General features: G+C 64.5%; 13 protein-coding genes. 5 read left to right on the top strand and 8 right to left on the bottom strand.

The genetic code is table 11. The features are described 5' to 3' along the window. Positions 1-33: 33 nt before the first annotated feature. From AU381_RS09445 to AU381_RS09430, 4 genes are all read right to left on the bottom strand, one after another. On the bottom strand, positions 34-558 hold the full coding sequence (locus AU381_RS09445) for a winged helix-turn-helix transcriptional regulator (RefSeq protein ID WP_064241885.1): 525 nt from the start codon (positions 556-558) through the stop codon (positions 34-36). A 313-nt stretch (positions 559-871) separates the two neighbouring features. Further along, entirely contained in the window at positions 872-3,085 is a 2,214-nt protein-coding gene (locus tag AU381_RS09440) for an FAD-dependent oxidoreductase (protein WP_064241457.1), read from the bottom strand. Positions 3,086-3,106: 21 nt separating this feature from the next. Continuing rightward, on the bottom strand, positions 3,107-4,315 hold the full coding sequence (locus AU381_RS09435) for an acetyl-CoA C-acetyltransferase (RefSeq protein WP_064241456.1): 1,209 nt from the start codon (positions 4,313-4,315) through the stop codon (positions 3,107-3,109). Between the two features lie 111 nt (positions 4,316-4,426). Further along, a complete protein-coding gene (locus AU381_RS09430) occupies positions 4,427-6,223 on the bottom strand; it encodes an acyl-CoA dehydrogenase C-terminal domain-containing protein (RefSeq protein WP_064241455.1) in 1,797 nt (598 codons plus the stop codon). Positions 6,224-6,618: 395 nt separating this feature from the next. Between AU381_RS09430 and AU381_RS09425 the strand changes: the two genes are divergently transcribed. The 4 genes from AU381_RS09425 (at position 6,619) to AU381_RS09410 (ending at position 12,841) form a co-directional block, all read left to right on the top strand. Then, entirely contained in the window at positions 6,619-10,305 is a 3,687-nt protein-coding gene (locus AU381_RS09425; protein WP_064241884.1) for a peptidoglycan-binding protein, read from the top strand. Between the two features lie 395 nt (positions 10,306-10,700). Next, positions 10,701-11,627 (top strand): sulfite exporter TauE/SafE family protein, encoded by a 927-nt coding sequence (locus AU381_RS09420; protein ID WP_064241883.1) that lies wholly within the window; start codon positions 10,701-10,703, stop codon positions 11,625-11,627. After that, positions 11,627-12,430, top strand: a complete 804-nt coding sequence (locus AU381_RS09415; RefSeq protein ID WP_064241454.1) for a TIGR02186 family protein — start codon at positions 11,627-11,629, stop codon at positions 12,428-12,430. Before AU381_RS09420 ends, AU381_RS09415 begins: the two co-directional genes overlap by 1 nt. A 174-nt stretch (positions 12,431-12,604) precedes the next feature. After that, entirely contained in the window at positions 12,605-12,841 is a 237-nt protein-coding gene (locus AU381_RS09410) for an Lrp/AsnC ligand binding domain-containing protein (RefSeq protein ID WP_064241453.1), read from the top strand. A gap of 60 nt (positions 12,842-12,901) precedes the next feature. On the opposite strand, the gene pdeM is transcribed toward AU381_RS09410, so the two are convergent. From pdeM to AU381_RS09390, 4 genes are all read right to left on the bottom strand, one after another. Then, positions 12,902-13,627: a ligase-associated DNA damage response endonuclease PdeM gene (pdeM, locus tag AU381_RS09405; RefSeq protein WP_064241452.1), complete on the bottom strand. Its 726-nt coding sequence runs from the start codon at positions 13,625-13,627 to the stop codon at positions 12,902-12,904. 281 nt (positions 13,628-13,908) lie between these two features. Further along, positions 13,909-16,461 carry a ligase-associated DNA damage response DEXH box helicase gene (locus tag AU381_RS09400; protein WP_064241882.1) on the bottom strand — a complete coding sequence of 851 codons (2,553 nt, stop codon included), beginning with the start codon at positions 16,459-16,461 and terminating at the stop codon, positions 13,909-13,911. A gap of 176 nt (positions 16,462-16,637) precedes the next feature. After that, positions 16,638-17,273 carry a YitT family protein gene (locus AU381_RS09395; protein ID WP_064241451.1) on the bottom strand — a complete coding sequence of 212 codons (636 nt, stop codon included), beginning with the start codon at positions 17,271-17,273 and terminating at the stop codon, positions 16,638-16,640. 103 nt (positions 17,274-17,376) lie between these two features. Continuing rightward, a complete protein-coding gene (locus AU381_RS09390) occupies positions 17,377-18,315 on the bottom strand; it encodes a class I SAM-dependent methyltransferase (protein WP_064241450.1) in 939 nt (312 codons plus the stop codon). A 143-nt stretch (positions 18,316-18,458) separates the two neighbouring features. On the opposite strand from AU381_RS09390, the gene AU381_RS09385 reads away from it, so the two are divergent. Next, positions 18,459-18,725, top strand: a complete 267-nt coding sequence (locus tag AU381_RS09385) for a DUF6460 domain-containing protein (RefSeq protein WP_064241449.1) — start codon at positions 18,459-18,461, stop codon at positions 18,723-18,725.

The raw sequence follows: 18,725 nt of genomic DNA, 5'->3' as shown, positions 1-18,725 counted from the left end.
TCCTGTGCTTGCGAAGTGACGCCCACGACGGGCTCATGAACCGGCGTTGGCGGGTTCCCGTTCCTTGGCCTTGCGGGCTATGACCTCCTCATAGGCCGCCTGCAGCGTCTGGCGCACGGATGGGCCGTCCGATTCACGAGACACGCCGAGATGTTCGGCCCTGAGCTCGTTCATGAAGCGTTCCCAAAGTACCGGGCCGCCCTCCTCCATGAGCTGGGCGCGGATGCTCAGTTCCTCGCTGACCGGCAGATAGCGTCGGCCCCAGGCGCCAAGATGCGCCATGATCGGCACCAGCGCGATCGCCATCTCGGTGAGGCTGTAGATCGCCTTCTGCTTGTGGCTCGGATCGTCGCGTTTCGTCAGCATGCCGATTTCGAGCAGCGTCTTCAGCCGGTCGGCGAGGATGTTGGAAGAAATGCCCTCCTGTGACCGCAAGAGCTCGCGGAAGTGGCGTTTGCCGCCGAAGATCATGTCGCGGATGATCAGCAGACTCCATTTGTCGCCGAAGACTTCGAGCGAGAGATTGATCGGGCAAGCCGAGCGGTGATCGTCAGTCATTCTGGTCTCTGTTCCGAGGGCGGATGGCATATGCGCTTTCCATCCTTTAAAACTGCTTGCATTATTGCGGCAGTGGCAATACAGCGCAACTGCTTTCAAAGCAAAATCAGTTCTTGACGGGGCAGGTTCGGGGCGCGGCCGCCGGACCGCGCCGCCGAGAAGGAAACGTGCCCAGCCTTCCGTGAAGCGTGCAAATAGCGTCTGCACTGAACGCCAAAAACAAGGCAAGCATCGCGATAACCGACCTGCGACGCAAAAAAGGCCGCACCCGTCGGCGCGGCCCTCGAATATCTCGCCGGCCAGGGCGGGCGGCTTAAGCCGCCTTCTGCGCCTGGCCGTAAGGATCGAAGCGTCCGTAGAAGGTCTCTCCCTTTTCGGCCATCTCTTTCAAGAGCGGCGTCGGCTTGAAGTGGTCGCCATGCTCTTCGGCGAGCTTTTCGCAGAGTTCGACGAAGGCTTTGGCGCCCATGCCGTCGATATAGGAGAGCGTGCCGCCGGTATAGGGCGCGAAGCCGAAGCCGAGGATCGAGCCTACATCCGCCTCGCGCGGATCGGTGACGATGCCTTCCTCGATCGTCCGGGCCGCTTCGAGCGCGATCGTCACCAGGAAGCGCTGCTTCAGCACCTCGACATCGACCTTGTCGGCCGCCTTCTGCGGATAGAGCTCCTTGAGGCCCGGCCAGATATATTTCTTGGCCGGCTTCGCCGGGTACTCGTAGAAGCCCTTGCCGTTCTTGCGGCCGCGCCGGTCAAGTTCGTCGACCATCTTGTTGACGAGTTCCATGTGGCGCGGATCGACGGCCTTCTCGCCGAGGTCGGCGACCGTCGCCTTGAGGATCTTCTGGCTGAGGTCGATCGCCACCTCGTCGTTCAGCGACAGCGGCCCGACCGGCATGCCGGCCATCTTGGCGGCATTCTCGATCATTGCCGGCGGCACGCCCTCGATCAGCATGTCGTAGGCTTCGTGGATGTAGCGGAAGACGCAGCGGTTGACGTAGAAGCCGCGAGTGTCGTTGACGACGATCGGCGTCTTCTTGATCGCCGCGACATAGTCGAGCGCCGTGGCGAGTGCCTTGTCGCCGGTCTCCTTGCCGAGGATCACTTCCGTCAGCATCATCTTCTCGACCGGCGAGAAGAAATGGACGCCGATGAACTGCTCCGGCCGCTTCGAATTCCCGGCAAGGCCGGTGATCGGCAGCGTCGAGGTGTTGGAGGCGAAGATGGCGTCCGGGGCGATGACCGCTTCCACCTTCTCGATCACGTCCTTCTTGACCTGCCGGTCCTCGAACACCGCCTCGACGACGAGGCCGGCGTCCTTGAGGTCGCCATAGTCGGCCGACGGCGTGATTCGGGCGAGCAGCGCTTCGCCCTCTTCCTTCGTCAGCCGGCCCTTGCTGACGGAATCCTTGACCAGCCCTTCCGAATGCGCCTTGCCCTTCTCGGCTGCCTCCATGTCGCGGTCGATGAGGGTGACCGGAATGCCGGCGGCAGCCGTCACATAGGCGATCGAGGCGCCCATGAAGCCGGCGCCGACGACGCCCACCTTCCTGAATTCGGATTTCGGCACGCCGGCCGGCCGACGGGCACCCTTGCCGAGCTCCTGCATCGAGACGAACAGCGAGCGGACCATCGAGAAAGCTTCGGTCGTCTGCAGGATCTCGGTGAAATAGCGCTGCTCGATCTTCAAGCCCGTATCGAACGGCACCTGCAGGCCCTCATAGACGCATTTCAGGATGGCGATCGCGCCCGGATAATTGCCGTAGGTCTCGCGGCGCAAAATGGCGGAAGCCGCCGGCCAGAGCTGTGCGGAGGCGGGCGTCCAGACGCCGCCGCCCGGAAGCTTGAAGCCCTTCTCGTCCCAGGGCTGCACCGGCTTCAAACCATTCTTGATCATCGCCTTGGCTGCCTCGACCAGCTTCTCCGGATCGACCACCTCATGTACGAGGCCCATGGCCTTCGCACGCGCCGCCGTCAGCGACGAGCCGGTTGTCATCATCTGCAGCGCGTCCTGCGTGTTGGTGAGCCGCGGCACGCGCTGCGTGCCGCCGGCGCCCGGGAAGATGCCGACCTTGACCTCGGGGAGGGCGATCTTCACCGATTTCGAATTGGCGGCGACGCGGCCGTGGCAGGCGAGCGACAGCTCGAAGGCGCCGCCCATGCAGGTGCCGTTGATCGCCGAGACCCAAGGCTTGCCCGAGGTTTCGAGCTTGCGGAAGAGCCCGGTCATGCGCCCGACGAGGTTGAAGAGCTTTTGCGCGGCATTGGCCGGATCGTTCTTCTTCTCCTCGGCATGCAGCGTGAACATCGACTTGATCATCGAGAGATCTGCGCCGCCGGAGAAGGAGGATTTTCCGGAGGTGAAGACGACGCCATTGACGGCGGCATCGGCGGTCGTCTGGTCGACGATCGCATCCAGTTCGTCCATCACCTCCTCGGTGAAGACGTTCATCGACTTCTCCGGCATGTCCCAGGTGACGAGCGCGATGCCGTCTGCGTCGGTTTCGATCTTGAAGTTCGTGTAAGACATATTCTCTCTCCCGGGATCGGATCAGACGCGTTCGATGATCGTGGCGGTGCCCATGCCGGCGCCGATGCAGAGCGTCACCAGCGCCGTGTTGAGGTCGCGGCGTTCGAGCTCGTCGAGCACGGTGCCGAGGATCATCGCGCCGGTCGCGCCGAGCGGATGGCCCATGGCGATCGCGCCGCCATTGACGTTGATCCGGTCCTGCGGAATGTCGAAGGCTTGGCAGTAGCGCAGCACCACGGCGGCAAAGGCCTCGTTGAGCTCGAAGAGATCGATGTCCGACAGCTTCATGTCGGCGCGCTTCAGAAGCTTTTCCGTGACGTCAACCGGCCCGGTCAGCATCAGCGCCGGATCGGAGCCGATATTGGCGAAGGCACGGATGCGGGCGCGCGGCTTCAGCCCCATGGCTTCGCCGCCGGCCTTGGAGCCGAGCAGGACCGCCGCGGCGCCATCGACGATGCCCGACGAATTGCCGGCGTGGTGGACATAGTTGATCCGCTCGATTTCCGGATGCGCCTGGATGGCGACGGCCTCGAAGCCGCCCATCTCGCCGGGCATCTGGAAGGAAGGGTTGAGCGAGGCGAGCGCCTGCATGTCGGTGCCGGGGCGCATGTGCTCGTCGCGGTCGAGGATCGTCAGGCCGTTCTGGTCCTTGACCGGCACGACCGAATTCTCGAAATAGCCCTTCTCCCAGGCGTGCGCCGCGCGCTTCTGGCTTTCCACCGCATAGGCATCGACGTCGTCCCGCGAGAAGCCGTATTTGGTGGCGATCAGATCGGCCGATACGCCCTGCGGCATGAAATAGGCCGGCAGGTTGACGGAAGGATCCATGAACCAGGAACCGCCGGACATGCCGAGGCCGATGCGCGACATCGACTCGACGCCGCCGGCGATGACGATGTCGTCCGCTCCTTGGGCGATCTTGGCGGCGCCGAAATTGACGGCATCGAGGCCGGAGGCGCAGAAGCGGGAGATCTGCATGCCGGGCGCTCGCGTCGAGTAGCCCGCTTCAAAGGCCGCCGCCTTCGGGATCACCGCGCCCGCATCCATGACCGGGTCGACGCAGCCCATGATGATGTCGTCGACGGTCGACGTGTCGATCCCGTTGCGATCACGCACGGCCTCGAGCACCTTGGCGGCGAGGCGGACGGAGGGCACTTCGTGCAGCGCGCCGTCCTTCTTGCCACGGCCGCGCGGCGTGCGCACGTGGTCGTAAACGAAGACTTTCGTCATGTCTTATCTCCCTTTCGTCGGCGCCTGCTCGGGCCGCGCATTATCGTTTGGAACGGGGAGCGGGCGGAAAACCGCCTCGCAACCCGTTCCTCGTCCAGTTGCACTCTGAAATCAGAACGCCGCGGCGTCCAGCGCCATAAGCGTGTCGGCGCCGGTTTCGATGCGAGCCTTGCGCAACGCCGTCTCCGGCAGGATACGCTCCATGAAGAACTTCGCCGTGATCAGCTTGTTCTTCAGATAATCCGCCTGCGTCGTCTCGCCCGCAGCAAGCTTCTCCTCTGCGGTCTTGGCCATCTTCGCCCACATGTAGCCTAGCACGACGAGGCCGAAGAGGTGCATGTAATCGGTCGAGCCGGCGCCGGCATTGTCGGGCTTGGCCATGGCGTTCTGCATGAACCACATTGTCGTCGCCTGCAGGTCGTTGAGGCCCTTCTTCAAAGCCTTGGTGTAGCCGGCGAGCCTTTCGTCACCGCGGTTCTCCTCGCAGAAATCGCCGATTTCCTTGAACAGCGCCATGACGGCGCGGCCGCCATTCGCCGCCAGCTTGCGGCCGACGAGGTCGAGCGCCTGGATGCCGTTCGCGCCCTCGTAGATCATCGCAATGCGGGCATCGCGCACATACTGGCTCATGCCGTGCTCTTCGATGTAGCCGTGCCCACCGAACACCTGCTGCGCCATGACGGCATGCTCGAATCCCTTATCGGTCATCACGCCCTTGAGGATCGGCGTCATCAGCCCGAGCATGTCGTCGGCCGCCTGTCGCTCTGCTTCATTGTCGGAGCGGTGGGCGAAATCGGATTTCAGCGCCGTCCAGAGCGTGAAGGCGCGGCCGGCCTCGTTGAAGGCCTTGATCGTCATCAGCGAGCGGCGCACGTCCGGATGGACGATGATCGGGTCCGCCTTCTGGTCGGGCGCCTTGGCACCGGAAAGCGAGCGGCCCTGGATACGTTCGCGCGCGTAGTTCGCGGCGTTCTGGTAGGCGATCTCGGCGATCGCGAGCCCCTGCATGCCGACGGCGAGGCGCGCCTCGTTCATCATCACGAACATGGCGCTGAGGCCCTTGTTCTCCGCGCCGATCAGGTACCCGGTCGCCTCGTCATAGTTCATGACGCAGGTGGAGTTGCCGTGAATGCCCATCTTCTCTTCGATCGCGCCGCAGGAAACGCCGTTGCGCGCGCCGGGCTCCCCGGCGTCGTTCAGCTCGAACTTCGGCACGATGAAGAGCGAGATGCCCTTGACGCCTTCCGGCGCGCCTTCGATGCGGGCAAGCACGAGGTGGATGATGTTCTCCGCCATGTCGTGCTCGCCGGCGGAGATGAAGATCTTCTGGCCGGAGATCCTGTAGGAGCCGTCGCGGTTCGGCACCGCCTTGGTGCGAAGCAGGCCGAGATCGGTGCCGCAATGCGGCTCCGTCAGGTTCATCGTCCCGGTCCAGGTGCCTTCCACCATCTTCGGCAGGTAGGTGCGCTTCTGCTCCTCGGAGCCATGCACGAGAATGGCGGCGATCGCGCCCTGAGTCAGGCCCGGATACATCATCAGCGACATGTTCGCGGCGGACAAGAATTCGCCGACGGCGGTGTGAAGGGTGTAGGGCAGGCCCTGCCCTCCGAATTCTTCGGGCGCGGCGAGCCCCAGCCAGCCGCCCTCGCGGTAGAGATCGAATGCCTTCTTGAAGCCCTTCGGCGTGGCGACCGAGCCGTCGTCGCGGCGCGTGCAGCCTTCCTGGTCGCCGGGAAGATTGATCGGGAAGAGTTCTTCCTCGGCCAGCTTTGCGGCTTCGCCGAGGATCGCCGCCACCATATCCGGCGTCGCATCCGCAAAGCCCGGCAGGTTGTGGTAGCGCTCGATGCCGAGCACGTCGTGGAGGATGAACAGGGTGTCGTCGACCGGAGCCTTGTAGATGGGCATTCTTTTCCTCGCCTTGATGTCCCCTCGGGCCGCGCCGCGGCTTGCCCGATTCTGCTGCCTGGAGCGCGCCGAAGGGATCGGTGTCGCATCGTCGGCAGGATGCTACAAAATTTTGACGTTTGCGTAAACGTCAAAAAAAGGCCGCGGAAAAATTTGGCCAGAACGTCCTGTCGAGAAGGATTAGGACCGGTCCGGATGGATAAATCGTTAAAAAACCCCACCGGTTAACCGCTTGTTTACCACGTTTAATGAATTGTGGGCTGTGAGTTGGTCAAAGCTGCAACCGCGATGCTCGCGTGAATGTGGCTTTGTCCGCATCGGCTGGGCCGCTGAAGAGGAAGGAACTTGGACTTTCCGCGGCTGCCACGATCGACGGCGACAGGGGCGAAGAGACAATGAACGGATCGCGATCCAATCCTCAGCGCGCAGGCAGCCCGTCCTATGGCGACAGGCCGTCGCTCGACGCCCTTAACCGCACCATCGAAGGTCTCGAGGCCCGCATCGAGGGCCTGATGAGCAGCGTCAGCCGCGAGCAGCGCCAGCCGGACCGTCCGGCAGCGCCGGCGAACAAGGCCGTGTCGGAAATCCTCGAGCGCCAGCGCTCCTTGAGCGCCGCACGGGAGCGATTGCCGCTGCGGGAACGCATTCCGGCGCGCGAAGCCGATCGCGCTGCTCCCCCGCGGCCTGCGGAAGAGCCGCGATACCAGGCCTCCCCGGCAGGGCCCGCCCAGCCGGGGCGCCCATCCGCGGCAGCCGATATCGCCGAGGCTCTCGTCGGCTTGCGACAGGACCTGAAGCGCGACATCAGCGACGGGCTTGCGCGCGAAATGCACGCCCTTCGTTCGGAGATCCGCGGCATCAAGGCCGAGGCTTCCGAAGACCGCAGCTACGCCGCGGACATCAGGGCCGATTTGCAGCGGCTGGCCGACAGCATCAATCAGCTCGGCCGACAGGCGCCATCGGCGCAGGCCGATGCCCTTCGGATCGAATTCGACGACCTCCGCTCGATGCTCGACGGCCTGGCGCGCGAAGACAGCATGCGCCGCATGGAAAGCCGCTGGAACGGCGTCGAGGATCGGCTGAACGCCTTCGACCAGAACCGCGACGACGAGCTCGTGGCGCTCGCCTACCGTCTTGACGAAATCAAGTCGCAGATCGGCGCCCTGAACCAGGCCTCGGCGGTCGATGTGCTGGAGGACAAGCTTGTCGCGGTCGCCCGGGCGATCGAGTTGCTCGGCCGCCAGATACAGCCGGACGACGGGCGGCTCGTCTCGCAGTTCGCCGAGCTCGATCAGCGGCTTGACGAAATCAGCCGCGCGGTCGCCACCGGCCGCAATGCCACGACCCTCGACAATGCCTTCGTCAACCGGATGGAAAGCCGCCTCGGCGATCTCTCGCGCCAGATCGACAATCTTGCTCGCCCCGCGGATGCCGGTCTTGGCGCACGGATCGAGGCGCTGGCGGCGCGGGTCGAGGATCTTGCGGGCGAGAGGGCCGCGGCTCGGCTCGAGGAGCGGCTCGACCAGCTTTCCGCTCTGCTGGAGCGCAGCCAGCGCAATGCGGCGCCGGAACTGACGGATTATCTCGCCGACATTTCGCGCAGGATCGAGGCGCTGGATCAGGGCAGCGTCAACGACGCCCTGGCCGAGCGGCTCGACTATCTCGCTCGCCGCATCGACGACCTGGACGGCCGAGGTGGCTCGCCGGCGCCCGACATACGCTTCGAGCGGCTCGAAGACCGACTTGCCGACATCGCACAGCGCCTGGAGGAGACGCACGCCGCGCCCTTCGACGACGGCGAGGCGCTGCGCAATCTCGAAGCGCAGATCGGCAATCTTTCAGCGCTGGTGAGCCAGTCGCATCAGGAGCCGGCCGGCGCAGCGCCGATCGAGTTCGAAAGCCGCATGACGGCACTCGAAGACTATCTGGCCACCAGCGACGAATACATCATCGAAGCCGCCCGGCGGGCGGCCGAAGCGGTGATGGAGGCCTATGCCCGGAACGGCATGCCGCAGACCGCTGCCGGCGCCGACATGGCCGCGATTTCGGCGCTCGCCGAAGACCTCAGGGCGCTGGAGGACCTCAGCCGGTCGAGCGAAGAACGCACCGCGCGTACCTTCGAGGCCCTGCACGACACGCTCGTCCACATCGCCGAGAAACTGGAGCGGCTCGAAGAGCGGGAGCCGAGTGCCGGGGTGCGGAATGCCGCGCGCGACGTGCCGATGATGCCGAAAGCGGTGCAGCCGGAATTTGGCGGCGCATTCAACGACGCCGACCTCGAGCGGCAGGGCGAACTTCAACCGGTCGGATCAACGGCTGAAGCCGAAGTCACGGTTGCAGGTCCGGTTGTGGCCGACATATCTCCCTCCGTTGATGTTTCGACTGTCGAGCGGGATGAAACGCGGGTCGAGGCCCCCGCTGCAAAAGCGGGCCTGCTTGCCGGTCTCACCAGGCGCTTCGCCGCCAAGCGCAACGAGACTGCGACCGTGCAGGCGCGCCAGATGGTCGAGCCCACCCCCTCGATCGACCCCTCGGAAATGCTCGCGCCCGAGGACGCCAACCAGTTGCTCGAGCCCGGCTCCGGCGTGCCGGACGTCAAGAAGATTCTCGAGCGCGTGCGGGCCGGGCAAATGGCCCGCGGCCAGCCGGCTGCCGGCGGCGAAAAGGCGGATTTCATCGCCGCGGCGCGCCGTGCGGCGCAGATGGCCGTCGAGGAAGCCGATTCGCTGAAGAGCGCCAAGGACAATAAGGGACCGTCAGCCGTCGGTGCTGCCTTTGCCCGTCATCGCCGCCCGATCCTCATGGCAGTCGGTGCCGTGCTGCTGGCGATCATGTCCTACCCGCTGGTCAGCACCGTGCTGAAGGGCAGCGACGCGCAGAGCGTCCAACCCGCCGTGGCGGTCGAACGCAAGGCGGAAGTGGAAATTGCGCCGAAGGCCGCCGAGGCAGTGGCGAAGCCGGTTGACGCCGCGAGCGCGGCAACACCTGCCGAGCCGGCGAAAGCTGCAGCTCCGGTCGACAAGACTGTTACTCCGTCCATCGCGACGAAGGCACCCGAAGCAGGGGCGGACAAAGCTGCCGCAGTCGTTCCGGCAGTGGAGGGAGGTCAAGCGCCCCTGCTGCAGCCGGCGTCAGCGCCGACCCAGACGGGTCCGGTCTCCACTTTCCAGGTGACCACGACGGGCGCCCCCGGGGCAGCGAGTTTTGCGCCGGTCAAGGCGAGCGAACTCGTCCTGCCGGAAGGCTTTGGCCCGCCCGCCCTGGTGACGGCGGCGAAGGGCGGCGATCCTCTGGCCTTTTACGAGATAGGCACCCGCTTCACCGAGGGTCGGGGGGTCAAGGAAGACCTGGCGGAAGCTGCCCGATGGTATCAGCGCGCCGCCGATGCCGGCGTCGTGCCGGCCGGTTACCGCCTTGCCAATCTCTACGAGAAGGGGGCGGGTGTTGCGCGCGACGCGGCGAAGGCCAAGGCCCTCTACCAGAAGGCTGCCGAGGCGGGTAACGCCAGCGCTACGCATAACCTCGCGGTCATGCTCGCCAGTGGCCGCGACGGTGCGCCCGATCTCGCCGCAGCGGTGAAATGGTTCGAGAAGGCTGCCAATCTCGGTGTCCGCGACAGCCAGTTCAATCTGGCCGTTCTCTATGCGCGCGGCAACGGCGTCGCTCAGAGCCTCGAGGAGTCCTACAAGTGGTTCGCGATCGCCGCGCGCGATGGCGACAAGGACGCCGGCGAAAAGCGCGACGAGATCGCCAAGGCGATGAAGCCCGAGGAGCTCTCGCGCGCCAAGGCCAAGGTCGAGGCCTGGAAGGTGCAGCCGGTCGATGCCGCGGCGAACACGGTGGATGTGCCTGACGCCTGGGTTGGTCCCTCGACGAAGACGGCGTCGGTCGACATGACCAAAGCCGTCCGCAACATCCAGGCCATTCTCAACAACAATGGCTTCGACGCCGGCGCGCCCGATGGGCAGATGGGCAAGAAGACGATAGCCGCGATCAAGGCGTTCCAGAAGTCGATCGGACACGAGCCGACCGGTGAGATCACCGACGAATTGGTGAAGGAACTGTTGAAGCGCAATTCGTGAGGGCGATCCGCTCGCCCGCACCCCGTCCGGCCCATCGCCGGCACGTCGTCTCCGGCGTGGCCCCGCGATGCCGCAATAAAGCCGAAGATCCGGGCCATGTGGGCAGCGGTAGAAATCGCCCGCCATGTGCCTGAAAAGGTTGACAGCTCAGGCCCGAGGGCGCATGAGCGGAGGCGCCGCACGTTGTCCTCTCGAGGGTGTCGGCGGCTAGCCGAAAATGTCCCGCGCGTGGTGAATTTCTTGTGACTTCGAAGCATTCCGCCATGCCTCTTCCCGAGGCGGAGGGGCGCGAATTAGTCAAAACGTTGCACGATTCCTAAATCGTTTCCGGTTAGGAGTTGTGCAGTTGCAATTTCACCCGCCTTGCGGGTTCGTTGTTACGTCGAGGTTTGGCCGTGACGGTCTATCTGCCCATAGCAGAGTTGTCGGTGAACATTCTCATCATTCTCGGCATGGGCGCGGCCGTCGGGTTTCTGTCCGGCATGTTCGGCGTCGGCGGCGGTTTCCTGATCACGCCCCTCCTGATCTTCTACAACATTCCGCCGGTGGTGGCGGTGGCGACCGGTGCGAACCAGGTCGTCGCCTCGTCGATCTCAGGCGCCATCACCCATTTCCGGCGCGGCACGATCGACATCAAGCTTGGGACGGTCCTGCTCTGCGGCGGCCTCGTTGGCGCGACCTTGGGCGTCTGGCTGTTTTCGATGCTACGCCGAATCGGCCAGCTCGATCTGGTCATTTCGCTGCTTTACGTCGTGCTTCTCGGTTCGGTCGGCGGCTTGATGCTCTGGGAGAGCATCGGTGCGATGCGCAAGGCCGCCAAGAACCAGCCGACTCAGTTGCGCCGGCCCGGCCAGCACAATTGGATCCACGGACTGCCCCTGAAGATGCGTTTCAAGAAGTCGAAGATCTATCTGAGCGTCATCCCGGTCGCCACGCTCGGCTTCTGCATCGGCATCCTGACGTCGGTCATGGGCGTCGGCGGCGGCTTCATCATGGTGCCGGCGATGATCTATCTCCTGCGCATCCCGACCAGTGTCGTCGTTGGAACCTCGCTGTTCCAGATCGTCTTCGTCTCGGCCTATACGGTGATCGTCCAGGCATCGACCAATTACACCGTCGATATCGTGCTTGCCTTCGTCCTGATGATCGCCGGCGTCATCGGCGCCCAATATGGCGTGCGCGTCGGCCAGCGGCTGCGCGGCGAGCAACTGCGGGCCCTCCTGGCGCTGCTCGTCCTTGCCGTCGGCATCCGCCTGTCGATCGAGCTGATCATTCCGCCCAAGGATATCTATTCGGTGGTTTCAGGGGGGTTCGGCTTCTGATGCGCGCGCTTGGCCGTCTCGTTCTGTTTGCTGTCGCTTTGATGGTCGCCGGGCCGGCAGCGGCACAGTCTCTGGAGCGCGAGGTTGGAGACTTTACCGAAAAACTCGAGATCGGCATCTCGACGGACGAGATTTCCATCACCTCCGATTTTCGCGGCGCCGACCTGACGATCTTCGGCGCCATCGACGGCTTCGACGCCAACCTTCTCGCCCAGGGCAAGTACAACATCATCGTCGTGCTCGAAGGGCCGAAGGACCATGCGACGGTGCGCAGGAAGGAGCGCGTCTTCGGCATCTGGGTCAACACGCAGTCTATGACCTTCGAGCTCGTGCCCGAAGCCTATTCGCTGTCGACCACGCGCGATATCGAGACGATCGCGCCGCCGCGCGACATCGCCAACATGGGCATCGGCGTCGATCACATGCGGCTGGTGCCGCTCGGCTTCATCGGCGACGGCAGCAGCCTCGGCGAGTTCCGCAATGCCTTCCGCCGCATCCGCGAGGAGAGCGGCGTCTACCAGCGCGATCCGGGCGGCGTACAGTTCATCAGTTCGAGCCTCTTCAAGGCGTCCGTCCGCCTGCCGGCCAATGTCCCGAACGGCGTCCATGTGGTGCGCGCCTATCTCTTCCGCGAGGGCCTCTTCGTCGCCGCCAAGGCCCTGCCGCTGCGCGTCGTGAAAACCGGGCTCGAACAGGCGATCACCCGCGCCGCGCACGATCAGCCGGTGATCTACGGCCTCCTTGCCGTGGCGCTGGCGGTAATCACCGGATGGGGCGCGAGCCTGCTTTTCCGTAAGGATTGATGCGGAACGGAACCCGGCGGGTGCCTTCTCGGGCTTACCGTCGGCGCCGGCGCGTTTCCTTTTGAGCCGTTGCGGTTTAAGAGAGGGTGAGGATCAAGCAACGCCCTTCCGGTCCTTGCGCCGAGGGGCGACCACAACGATCGGGAGACTGCCTCCCGGAAGCAGAGGAAGCCCATGAAACCGATTTTCGTGCAACTGCAATGCGCTCCCGGCCGGACCTACGAGGTCGCCGACGAGATCTACCGCAAGGAAATCGTCTCGGAGATGTACTCGACGAGCGGTGACTACGATCTGCTTCTGAAGATCTATGTCGAGGAAGGCCAGGACGTCGGCAAGTTCATCAACGACAATATCGCCAGCGTTCCGGGCATTTCCCGTTCGCTGACGACGCTCACCTTCAACGCTTTCTGATTGATTCCGATAGGGGCGGAATGCGAGCGGAAAACCGCTCACACTTTTCCTCATTCCGCCCTAACCCAGGAGATTGGCGAAGCGCACCGAATAAATGCGGTCGCGGCCCATCATGTGGGCGACGAGTTGCTGGCGGTCGAAGAGGCCGGTCATCGCCCGGTGCCGGAGATCGAGCCCCCCGGTGGTGACGCCGAAGGCCGGCATCAGCAGCCTCTTGCCGTCCGTTGCGAAGCAGGCGCGTCGGATCGATCTTTCGCGGCGCCGTACGGTTGCCGAGGGATGTAAGTGGCCGGCGATTTCGCCGACGCCGTCCGCCAGAGATGGCTCGTGGCGGAAGACGAGGCCTGCATGGCGAAGCTCGTCCATCGACGCGCCGGGCACTCCTGACGGGCCGTCGGGATCGTGATTGCCGTTGATCCAGATCCAGTCACGCCCGCGCGCCATCGCCTCTATCATCTGGCGGAACGTGTCCGGCATCGCCGCTGATCCGCGCCGGTCATGGAAATTGTCGCCGAGGCTTATAACCGTTGCGGGACTATGGCGAGCAATGATGGCCTCCAGGATGCGCAACGTCGCGAGCGTGTCGTAGGGCGGCAGCATCATGCCGCGCCGGGCGAAGGCGGAGCCTTTTTCGAGGTGGAGGTCGGAAACGACCAGCGTCCCGGTCTCCGGCAGAAACAGGCCGCCGAGCGGGTCGCAGATGGCGGCGACGCTGTTTATCGCGATGCGCGCCTGGAAGGGAGCGCTTGTCGTGGAAGCGGATGTCGCATGAACGAGCCGGTGCATGGTCACACCGACGTTCTCGGATGCAGGACAAGACCCCTCCCCAACCCCTCCCCACAAGGGGGAGGGGCTCCGCGGCGGCACCATCTTGGCCCCTTCGACGGTTCGACAAGTGGCTGGAGCAAAGTGCGCGCGCCGAGAGCGCGGCAAGGTAGCCCCTCCCCCTTGTGGGGAGGGGTTGGGGAGGGGTCTTTTCCTTCCCGCTGGGATAGCCGGCAGGCCAGAGGGCGGTAGAGCATCCGCACTCCGTCCGGAATACCCCTGATATAGTTCACATTGCTCTCCTATCCATCGGTACCATGGCCGCCTCCCATCGCCTCCTCGATCAGCTCGTCGGCGGCCTCCGTCAACAGGAAGTCCTGCGCCTCTCCGTGAACCGATTCCCGGCCGATCTCAAGCATGACCGGGACGGCGAGCGGCGAGATGCGGTCGAGCCGGCGATGGGTGATGTGTCCCTTGATTCGCTTGAGCATAGTGCCGAGGCGACCAATGTCCAAAAGTCCGGCGGCCGCGTCGTTGCGCGTCGCTTCCAGCAGGATGTGATCGGGCTCGTGCATCCGCAATACGTCGTAAATGAGGTCGGCCGAAACGGTGACCTGGCGACCGGTCTTTTCCTTGCCTGGATGGCGCTGGTCGATCAATCCGGCAATCACTGCACAGGTGCGAAAGGTGCGCTTCAGCAGGAAGGATTCGTTGAGCCAGGCCTCAAGATCGTCGCCCAGCATGTCCTCGTCGAAGAGCCGGGCGAGCGATGGGGTCCGCGCCCGGAATGCCGCGCCCAAGTCGTCGAGCGCCCAAACGCCGAGCGAATAGTCGGTGGCGACGAAGCCGAGCGGTTTCAGGCCGGCCCGATCGAGGCGCCGGGTAAGCAGCATGCCAAGCGTCTGGTGGGCGAGCCGCCCTTCGAAGGCGTAGGTGACCATGTAGTGGCGGCTGCCGCGCGGGAAGGTCTCGACCAGCAGCTCGTCCTCGCGCGGCAGCATCGAGGCGTCGTCCTGCAGCGCCAGCCAGTCGCGCACCTGGTCCGGCAGCGTGGCGCGCCGCGCCGGGTCGGCAAGCATCTTCCTGACCTGCGCAGCGAGATAAGTGGAGAGCGGAAATTTGCCGCCGGCATAGCTCGGCACCTTGGGATCGAAGGAAAAGGCTTGTGACACGAGACATTCGTTCTCGCGTATGCCCTCGAAGCGCAGCACCTTGCCGGAGAAGAGAAACGTATCGCCCGGCGACAGCATCTCGAGGAAATACTCCTCCACCTTGCCGAGCGGCATGCCGCCGCGGCCGAGCGAGCCGCGCGCGTTGCGCTTCACCATGCGCACGTTCAGCATCGGCGATTCGACGATGGTGCCGACATTCAGCCGGTACTGCTGCGCGACCATCGGATTGGAAACCCGCCAGAGCCCATCCTTGGTCTTGCGAATGCGGGCGTAGCGCTCATAGGTGCGAAGCGCGTAGCCGCCGGTGGCGACGAGGTCGACGACCCGCTCGAAGGTCTCCCAGGAAAGATCGGCATAGGGGGCTGCGGTGGTGATCTCGTCATAGAGCTGCAGCGCGTCGAAAGGCCTGGCACAGGCCATGCCGAGCACGTGCTGGGCCAAAACGTCGAGCGCTCCCTTGCCGACAGGCGGGGTGTCCTGTGCGCCGACATAGTTGGCGTCGAGCGCCGCCTGGCATTCCATCACCTCGAAACGGTTGGCCGGGACGAGGATCGCCCGGCTCGGCTCGTCCATTCGGTGGTTGGCGCGGCCGATGCGCTGCGCGAGCCGGCTCGCGCCCTTCGGAGCGCCGACATGGACGACCAGGTCGACGTCGCCCCAGTCGATGCCGAGATCGAGCGTCGATGTGGCGACGACGGCGCGCAGCCGGTTCTCGGCCATCGCCGCCTCGACCCTGCGGCGCTGGGCGACATCGAGCGAGCCGTGGTGCAGCGCGATCGGCAGATTGTCGTCGTTGATCGTCCAGAGCTCCTGGAAGAGCATTTCCGCCTGGCTGCGCGTGTTGACGAAGAGCAGCGTCGTGCCGTGCGCCTTGATCGCCTTATAGATGTCCGGGATCGCATAGCGGGCCGAGTGCCCCGCCCAGGGCACCTGGCTCTCCGCGCGCAAAATGGAGATTTCCGGTTTTGCCCCGCCGGATACGGTGATCAATCCGGCGTAGCTCTCCGCGTCCGGGGTCTGGCCGACCAGCCAGCGCTGCAATTGCTTCGGTTCGGCCACCGTCGCCGAAAGGCCGATCGTCTGCAGGCCGGGCGCCAGGCGGCGCAGCCGCGCCAGCCCGAGGGCGAGCAGATGGCCGCGCTTCGAGGTGACGAGCGAATGCAGCTCGTCGAGCACGACATAGCGCAGATCCTTGAAGAAGCGCTCTGCCTCGCCATCGGCGATGAGCAGTGCCAACTGCTCCGGCGTGGTCAGCAGCAGGTCGGGAGGGCTCAGCTTCTGGCGCTGCCTTTTGCCCTGCGGCGTATCGCCGGTGCGGTTCTCGATCCGGACCGGCAGGCCCATTTCATTGACCGGCTTCGTGAGATTGCGTTCGATGTCGACGGCGAGCGCCTTGAGCGGCGATATATAGAGCGTGTGGATGCCGACGAAGGCGGAACCGGGCGGAATCCTGCCGCGCCGCGTGACATCGACCAGCGACGGCAGGAATCCGGCAAGCGTCTTGCCCGCGCCCGTCGGCGCGATCAGCAGCGTGCTTTCCCCTGTCTCGGCCCGTGACAGCAGTTCCTGCTGGTGGGCGCGCGGCCGCCAGCCCTTTTCGGCGAACCAACGCAGAAAAGGCGTCGGCAACGTCAAGGCGTCGCTTTCCGGCAATGGGGCATCGATCCTGTTCACGGGGAACAAAGGTAGATCAAACGGCGCAAAAGAGAAGCCTGCATGGCGCATGTCGGCGCTCGCCCCTCACCCTAGCCCTCTCCCCGCTTGCGGGGAGAGGGGACTTAAACGGCGCGGCATATCCCTTCGCCCCGCTTGCGGGGAGAAGGTGCCGGCAGGCGGATGAGGGGCGACTCGCGCACGTTTCAAAGCGCGATATATCGATCGGCGCGGTGGTTGATTGCTACGAAGAGGTTGAGGACGACCGCGCCGAGCACCGACCACAGGACGACCCAGGGCGTCGTGACCGCGAAGGCGACAGCCAGAACCACCATGTCGATCGCCAGCTGCACGAGGCCGGCGCGGATGCCGAAGCGCTCCTGCAGATAGACGCCGAGGATGCCGACGCCGCCGAGGCTGGCGCGGTGGCGGTAGAGCGCCAGGACACCGTAGCCGAGCAGCAGTCCGCCGAGAAGCGCTGCCCAGCCGGGATGGATCTGATCGATCGCGAAAAGCCGCGACTGCACGTCGGTCAGGACCGAGGTGAGACCGATGGCGATGAAGGTCTTGATCGTGAAGGCCGGACCCAGGCGCTTCAGCGACAGGTAAAAGAACGGCAGGTTGAGCAGGAAGAAAGCGAGACCGAAATTCACGCCGGTCGCATAGTGCAGGAGGAAGGCGACGCCGGCGGTGCTTCCGGTCAGCAATCCGGCACTCGCCAGGAAATAGAGTCCGAGAGCGGCGACGAGGCTGCCGGAGAAGACGCCCTGCACATCCTCGAGCGGCGTGTGCCTTGTGGGACTGGTATTCCAGAGACCGAGAACGCTGCTCATCTGTGCCATGGTGAACTCCCGCAAAGAGCTCCACTATTTGCTGCGGCGCACAAGAATAATCAAGAAAAATATGTAAGTATTGCTGACCTATTTTGCAGGCCAGCGTTGCGGTTCACGCAGGCTTGCGGGCCAGAAACAGGATGCCGGCAATCGGCAGGCCGGCATCCATGCGGATGACCGCCCGTTCGATGGCGATCATCGACAGCCGGAACTCGGCACAGAGTGACGCGACATAGGCGTCCGAATGCGCGTAGCGCAGCGACGGCCTTAGCACGAAGCCGTCCTCCGCCGCAGCGTCCTCGACAGAGAAGGCAAACAGCCCGCCCGGCGTCAGAAGCCGGTCGGCGATGACGAAAGCGCTTTCGAGGTGGCCGAGATACATCAGCACGTCCGCAGCGCTGACGAGATCGGCGCGCGCTTCCGCGAGTTCGCCGAAGAGGCCACAATCGTCCGGCGACAACGACAGGTCCGCCCGGCCCAACCGATCATAGACCGCCTTGCCTCCGGCCTTGGCAAGCATGTTAGCCGAAAGATCGAAGCCTTCGAGAAAGCCGGCGCGGCCGCGGATGCGCTCGCCGAAGAGCCCGGTGCCGCAGCCGATGTCGGTGACGTGGCGAAACTTTTGACCGCTGGTCGTCCGGTCGATCAGCGCCGCGAGCTTTTCCGGAACGCTGTAGTCGAGCTTCTCGACAAGGGCCTGGTCGAAGCGCTCGGCATAGTCGTCGAAGAGCCGCTCGACATAGGTGCTCAGCGGTTGCTCCGGCGTGTCGCCGGCGCCGAGAAGCGCCAATTTCAGGCTGGCGCCGAAAATGTCCTCAGGGTTGAGGCGAAGCGTGTTGCGCAAGGCCGCGACGGCCGCCTCTTTTCGGCCCGATTTCTCCTCATAGTCCGCCAGCCGGAACCATCCGGCCGCCCAATTCGGCACGAGTTCAAGCGCTTGGACCATGAGCTCGGCCGCGCCGTGGTGATCACCACTCTCGGCGAGCATCTTGGCGTAGTCGGCGCGGCGATCGGCGATCAGATCGCCGGAGGAAAGCTGGTGGGCGGCCATGAGGGTGACAGGCTGGTTGCGACGGACGCTTCTGGCGCCGGGTGCGGCAAAACACAAGCGGAATCTGAACGACCGCGGTTCTCGCGGCTTGCGGGCCCCGGCCGAGCGGCTTATGTGATGGGAAACAGGAGAATTTTTCGCTGATGTCGGACGGCGTAAACAGATTTCTCGGTGATTCACCGTTGCGGATACTGGTGAAACTCGTGGTCGTGTCGATCCTCGTCGGCTTCGTCATGACCGTTTTCGACTGGCGTCCCATGGACATTCTCGACGGCATCCGCGACTTCGTCGTCGATCTCTGGCGGACGGGCTTCGCAGCGCTCGGGCGCGTCGGCGATTACCTGTTGCTCGGCGCTGCCGTCGTCATCCCTGCCTTCATCATCCTACGTCTCTTGAGCTATCGGCGGTAA

Source organism: Sinorhizobium glycinis (assembly GCF_001651865.1).
Taxonomy (GTDB): domain Bacteria; phylum Pseudomonadota; class Alphaproteobacteria; order Rhizobiales; family Rhizobiaceae; genus Sinorhizobium; species Sinorhizobium glycinis.
Note: the sequence above shows the minus strand (reverse complement) of the source record. Positions and strands in the feature narration are given on the sequence as shown.

Excerpts from the sequence above, each read along its gene's own strand:
- AU381_RS09445 (WP_064241885.1), bottom strand. The coding sequence starts at position 558 with ATGACTGACGATCACCGCTCGGCTTGCCCGATCAATCTCTCGCTCGAA.
- AU381_RS09440 (WP_064241457.1), bottom strand. The coding sequence starts at position 3,085 with ATGTCTTACACGAACTTCAAGATCGAAACCGACGCAGACGGCATCGCG.
- AU381_RS09435 (WP_064241456.1), bottom strand. The coding sequence starts at position 4,315 with ATGACGAAAGTCTTCGTTTACGACCACGTGCGCACGCCGCGCGGCCGT.
- AU381_RS09430 (WP_064241455.1), bottom strand. The coding sequence starts at position 6,223 with ATGCCCATCTACAAGGCTCCGGTCGACGACACCCTGTTCATCCTCCAC.
- AU381_RS09425 (WP_064241884.1), top strand. The coding sequence starts at position 6,619 with ATGAACGGATCGCGATCCAATCCTCAGCGCGCAGGCAGCCCGTCCTAT.
- AU381_RS09415 (WP_064241454.1), top strand. The coding sequence starts at position 11,627 with ATGCGCGCGCTTGGCCGTCTCGTTCTGTTTGCTGTCGCTTTGATGGTC.
- AU381_RS09410 (WP_064241453.1), top strand. The coding sequence starts at position 12,605 with ATGAAACCGATTTTCGTGCAACTGCAATGCGCTCCCGGCCGGACCTAC.
- pdeM (WP_064241452.1), bottom strand. The coding sequence starts at position 13,627 with ATGCACCGGCTCGTTCATGCGACATCCGCTTCCACGACAAGCGCTCCC.
- AU381_RS09395 (WP_064241451.1), bottom strand. The coding sequence starts at position 17,273 with ATGGCACAGATGAGCAGCGTTCTCGGTCTCTGGAATACCAGTCCCACA.
- AU381_RS09390 (WP_064241450.1), bottom strand. The coding sequence starts at position 18,315 with ATGGCCGCCCACCAGCTTTCCTCCGGCGATCTGATCGCCGATCGCCGC.
- AU381_RS09385 (WP_064241449.1), top strand. The coding sequence starts at position 18,459 with ATGTCGGACGGCGTAAACAGATTTCTCGGTGATTCACCGTTGCGGATA.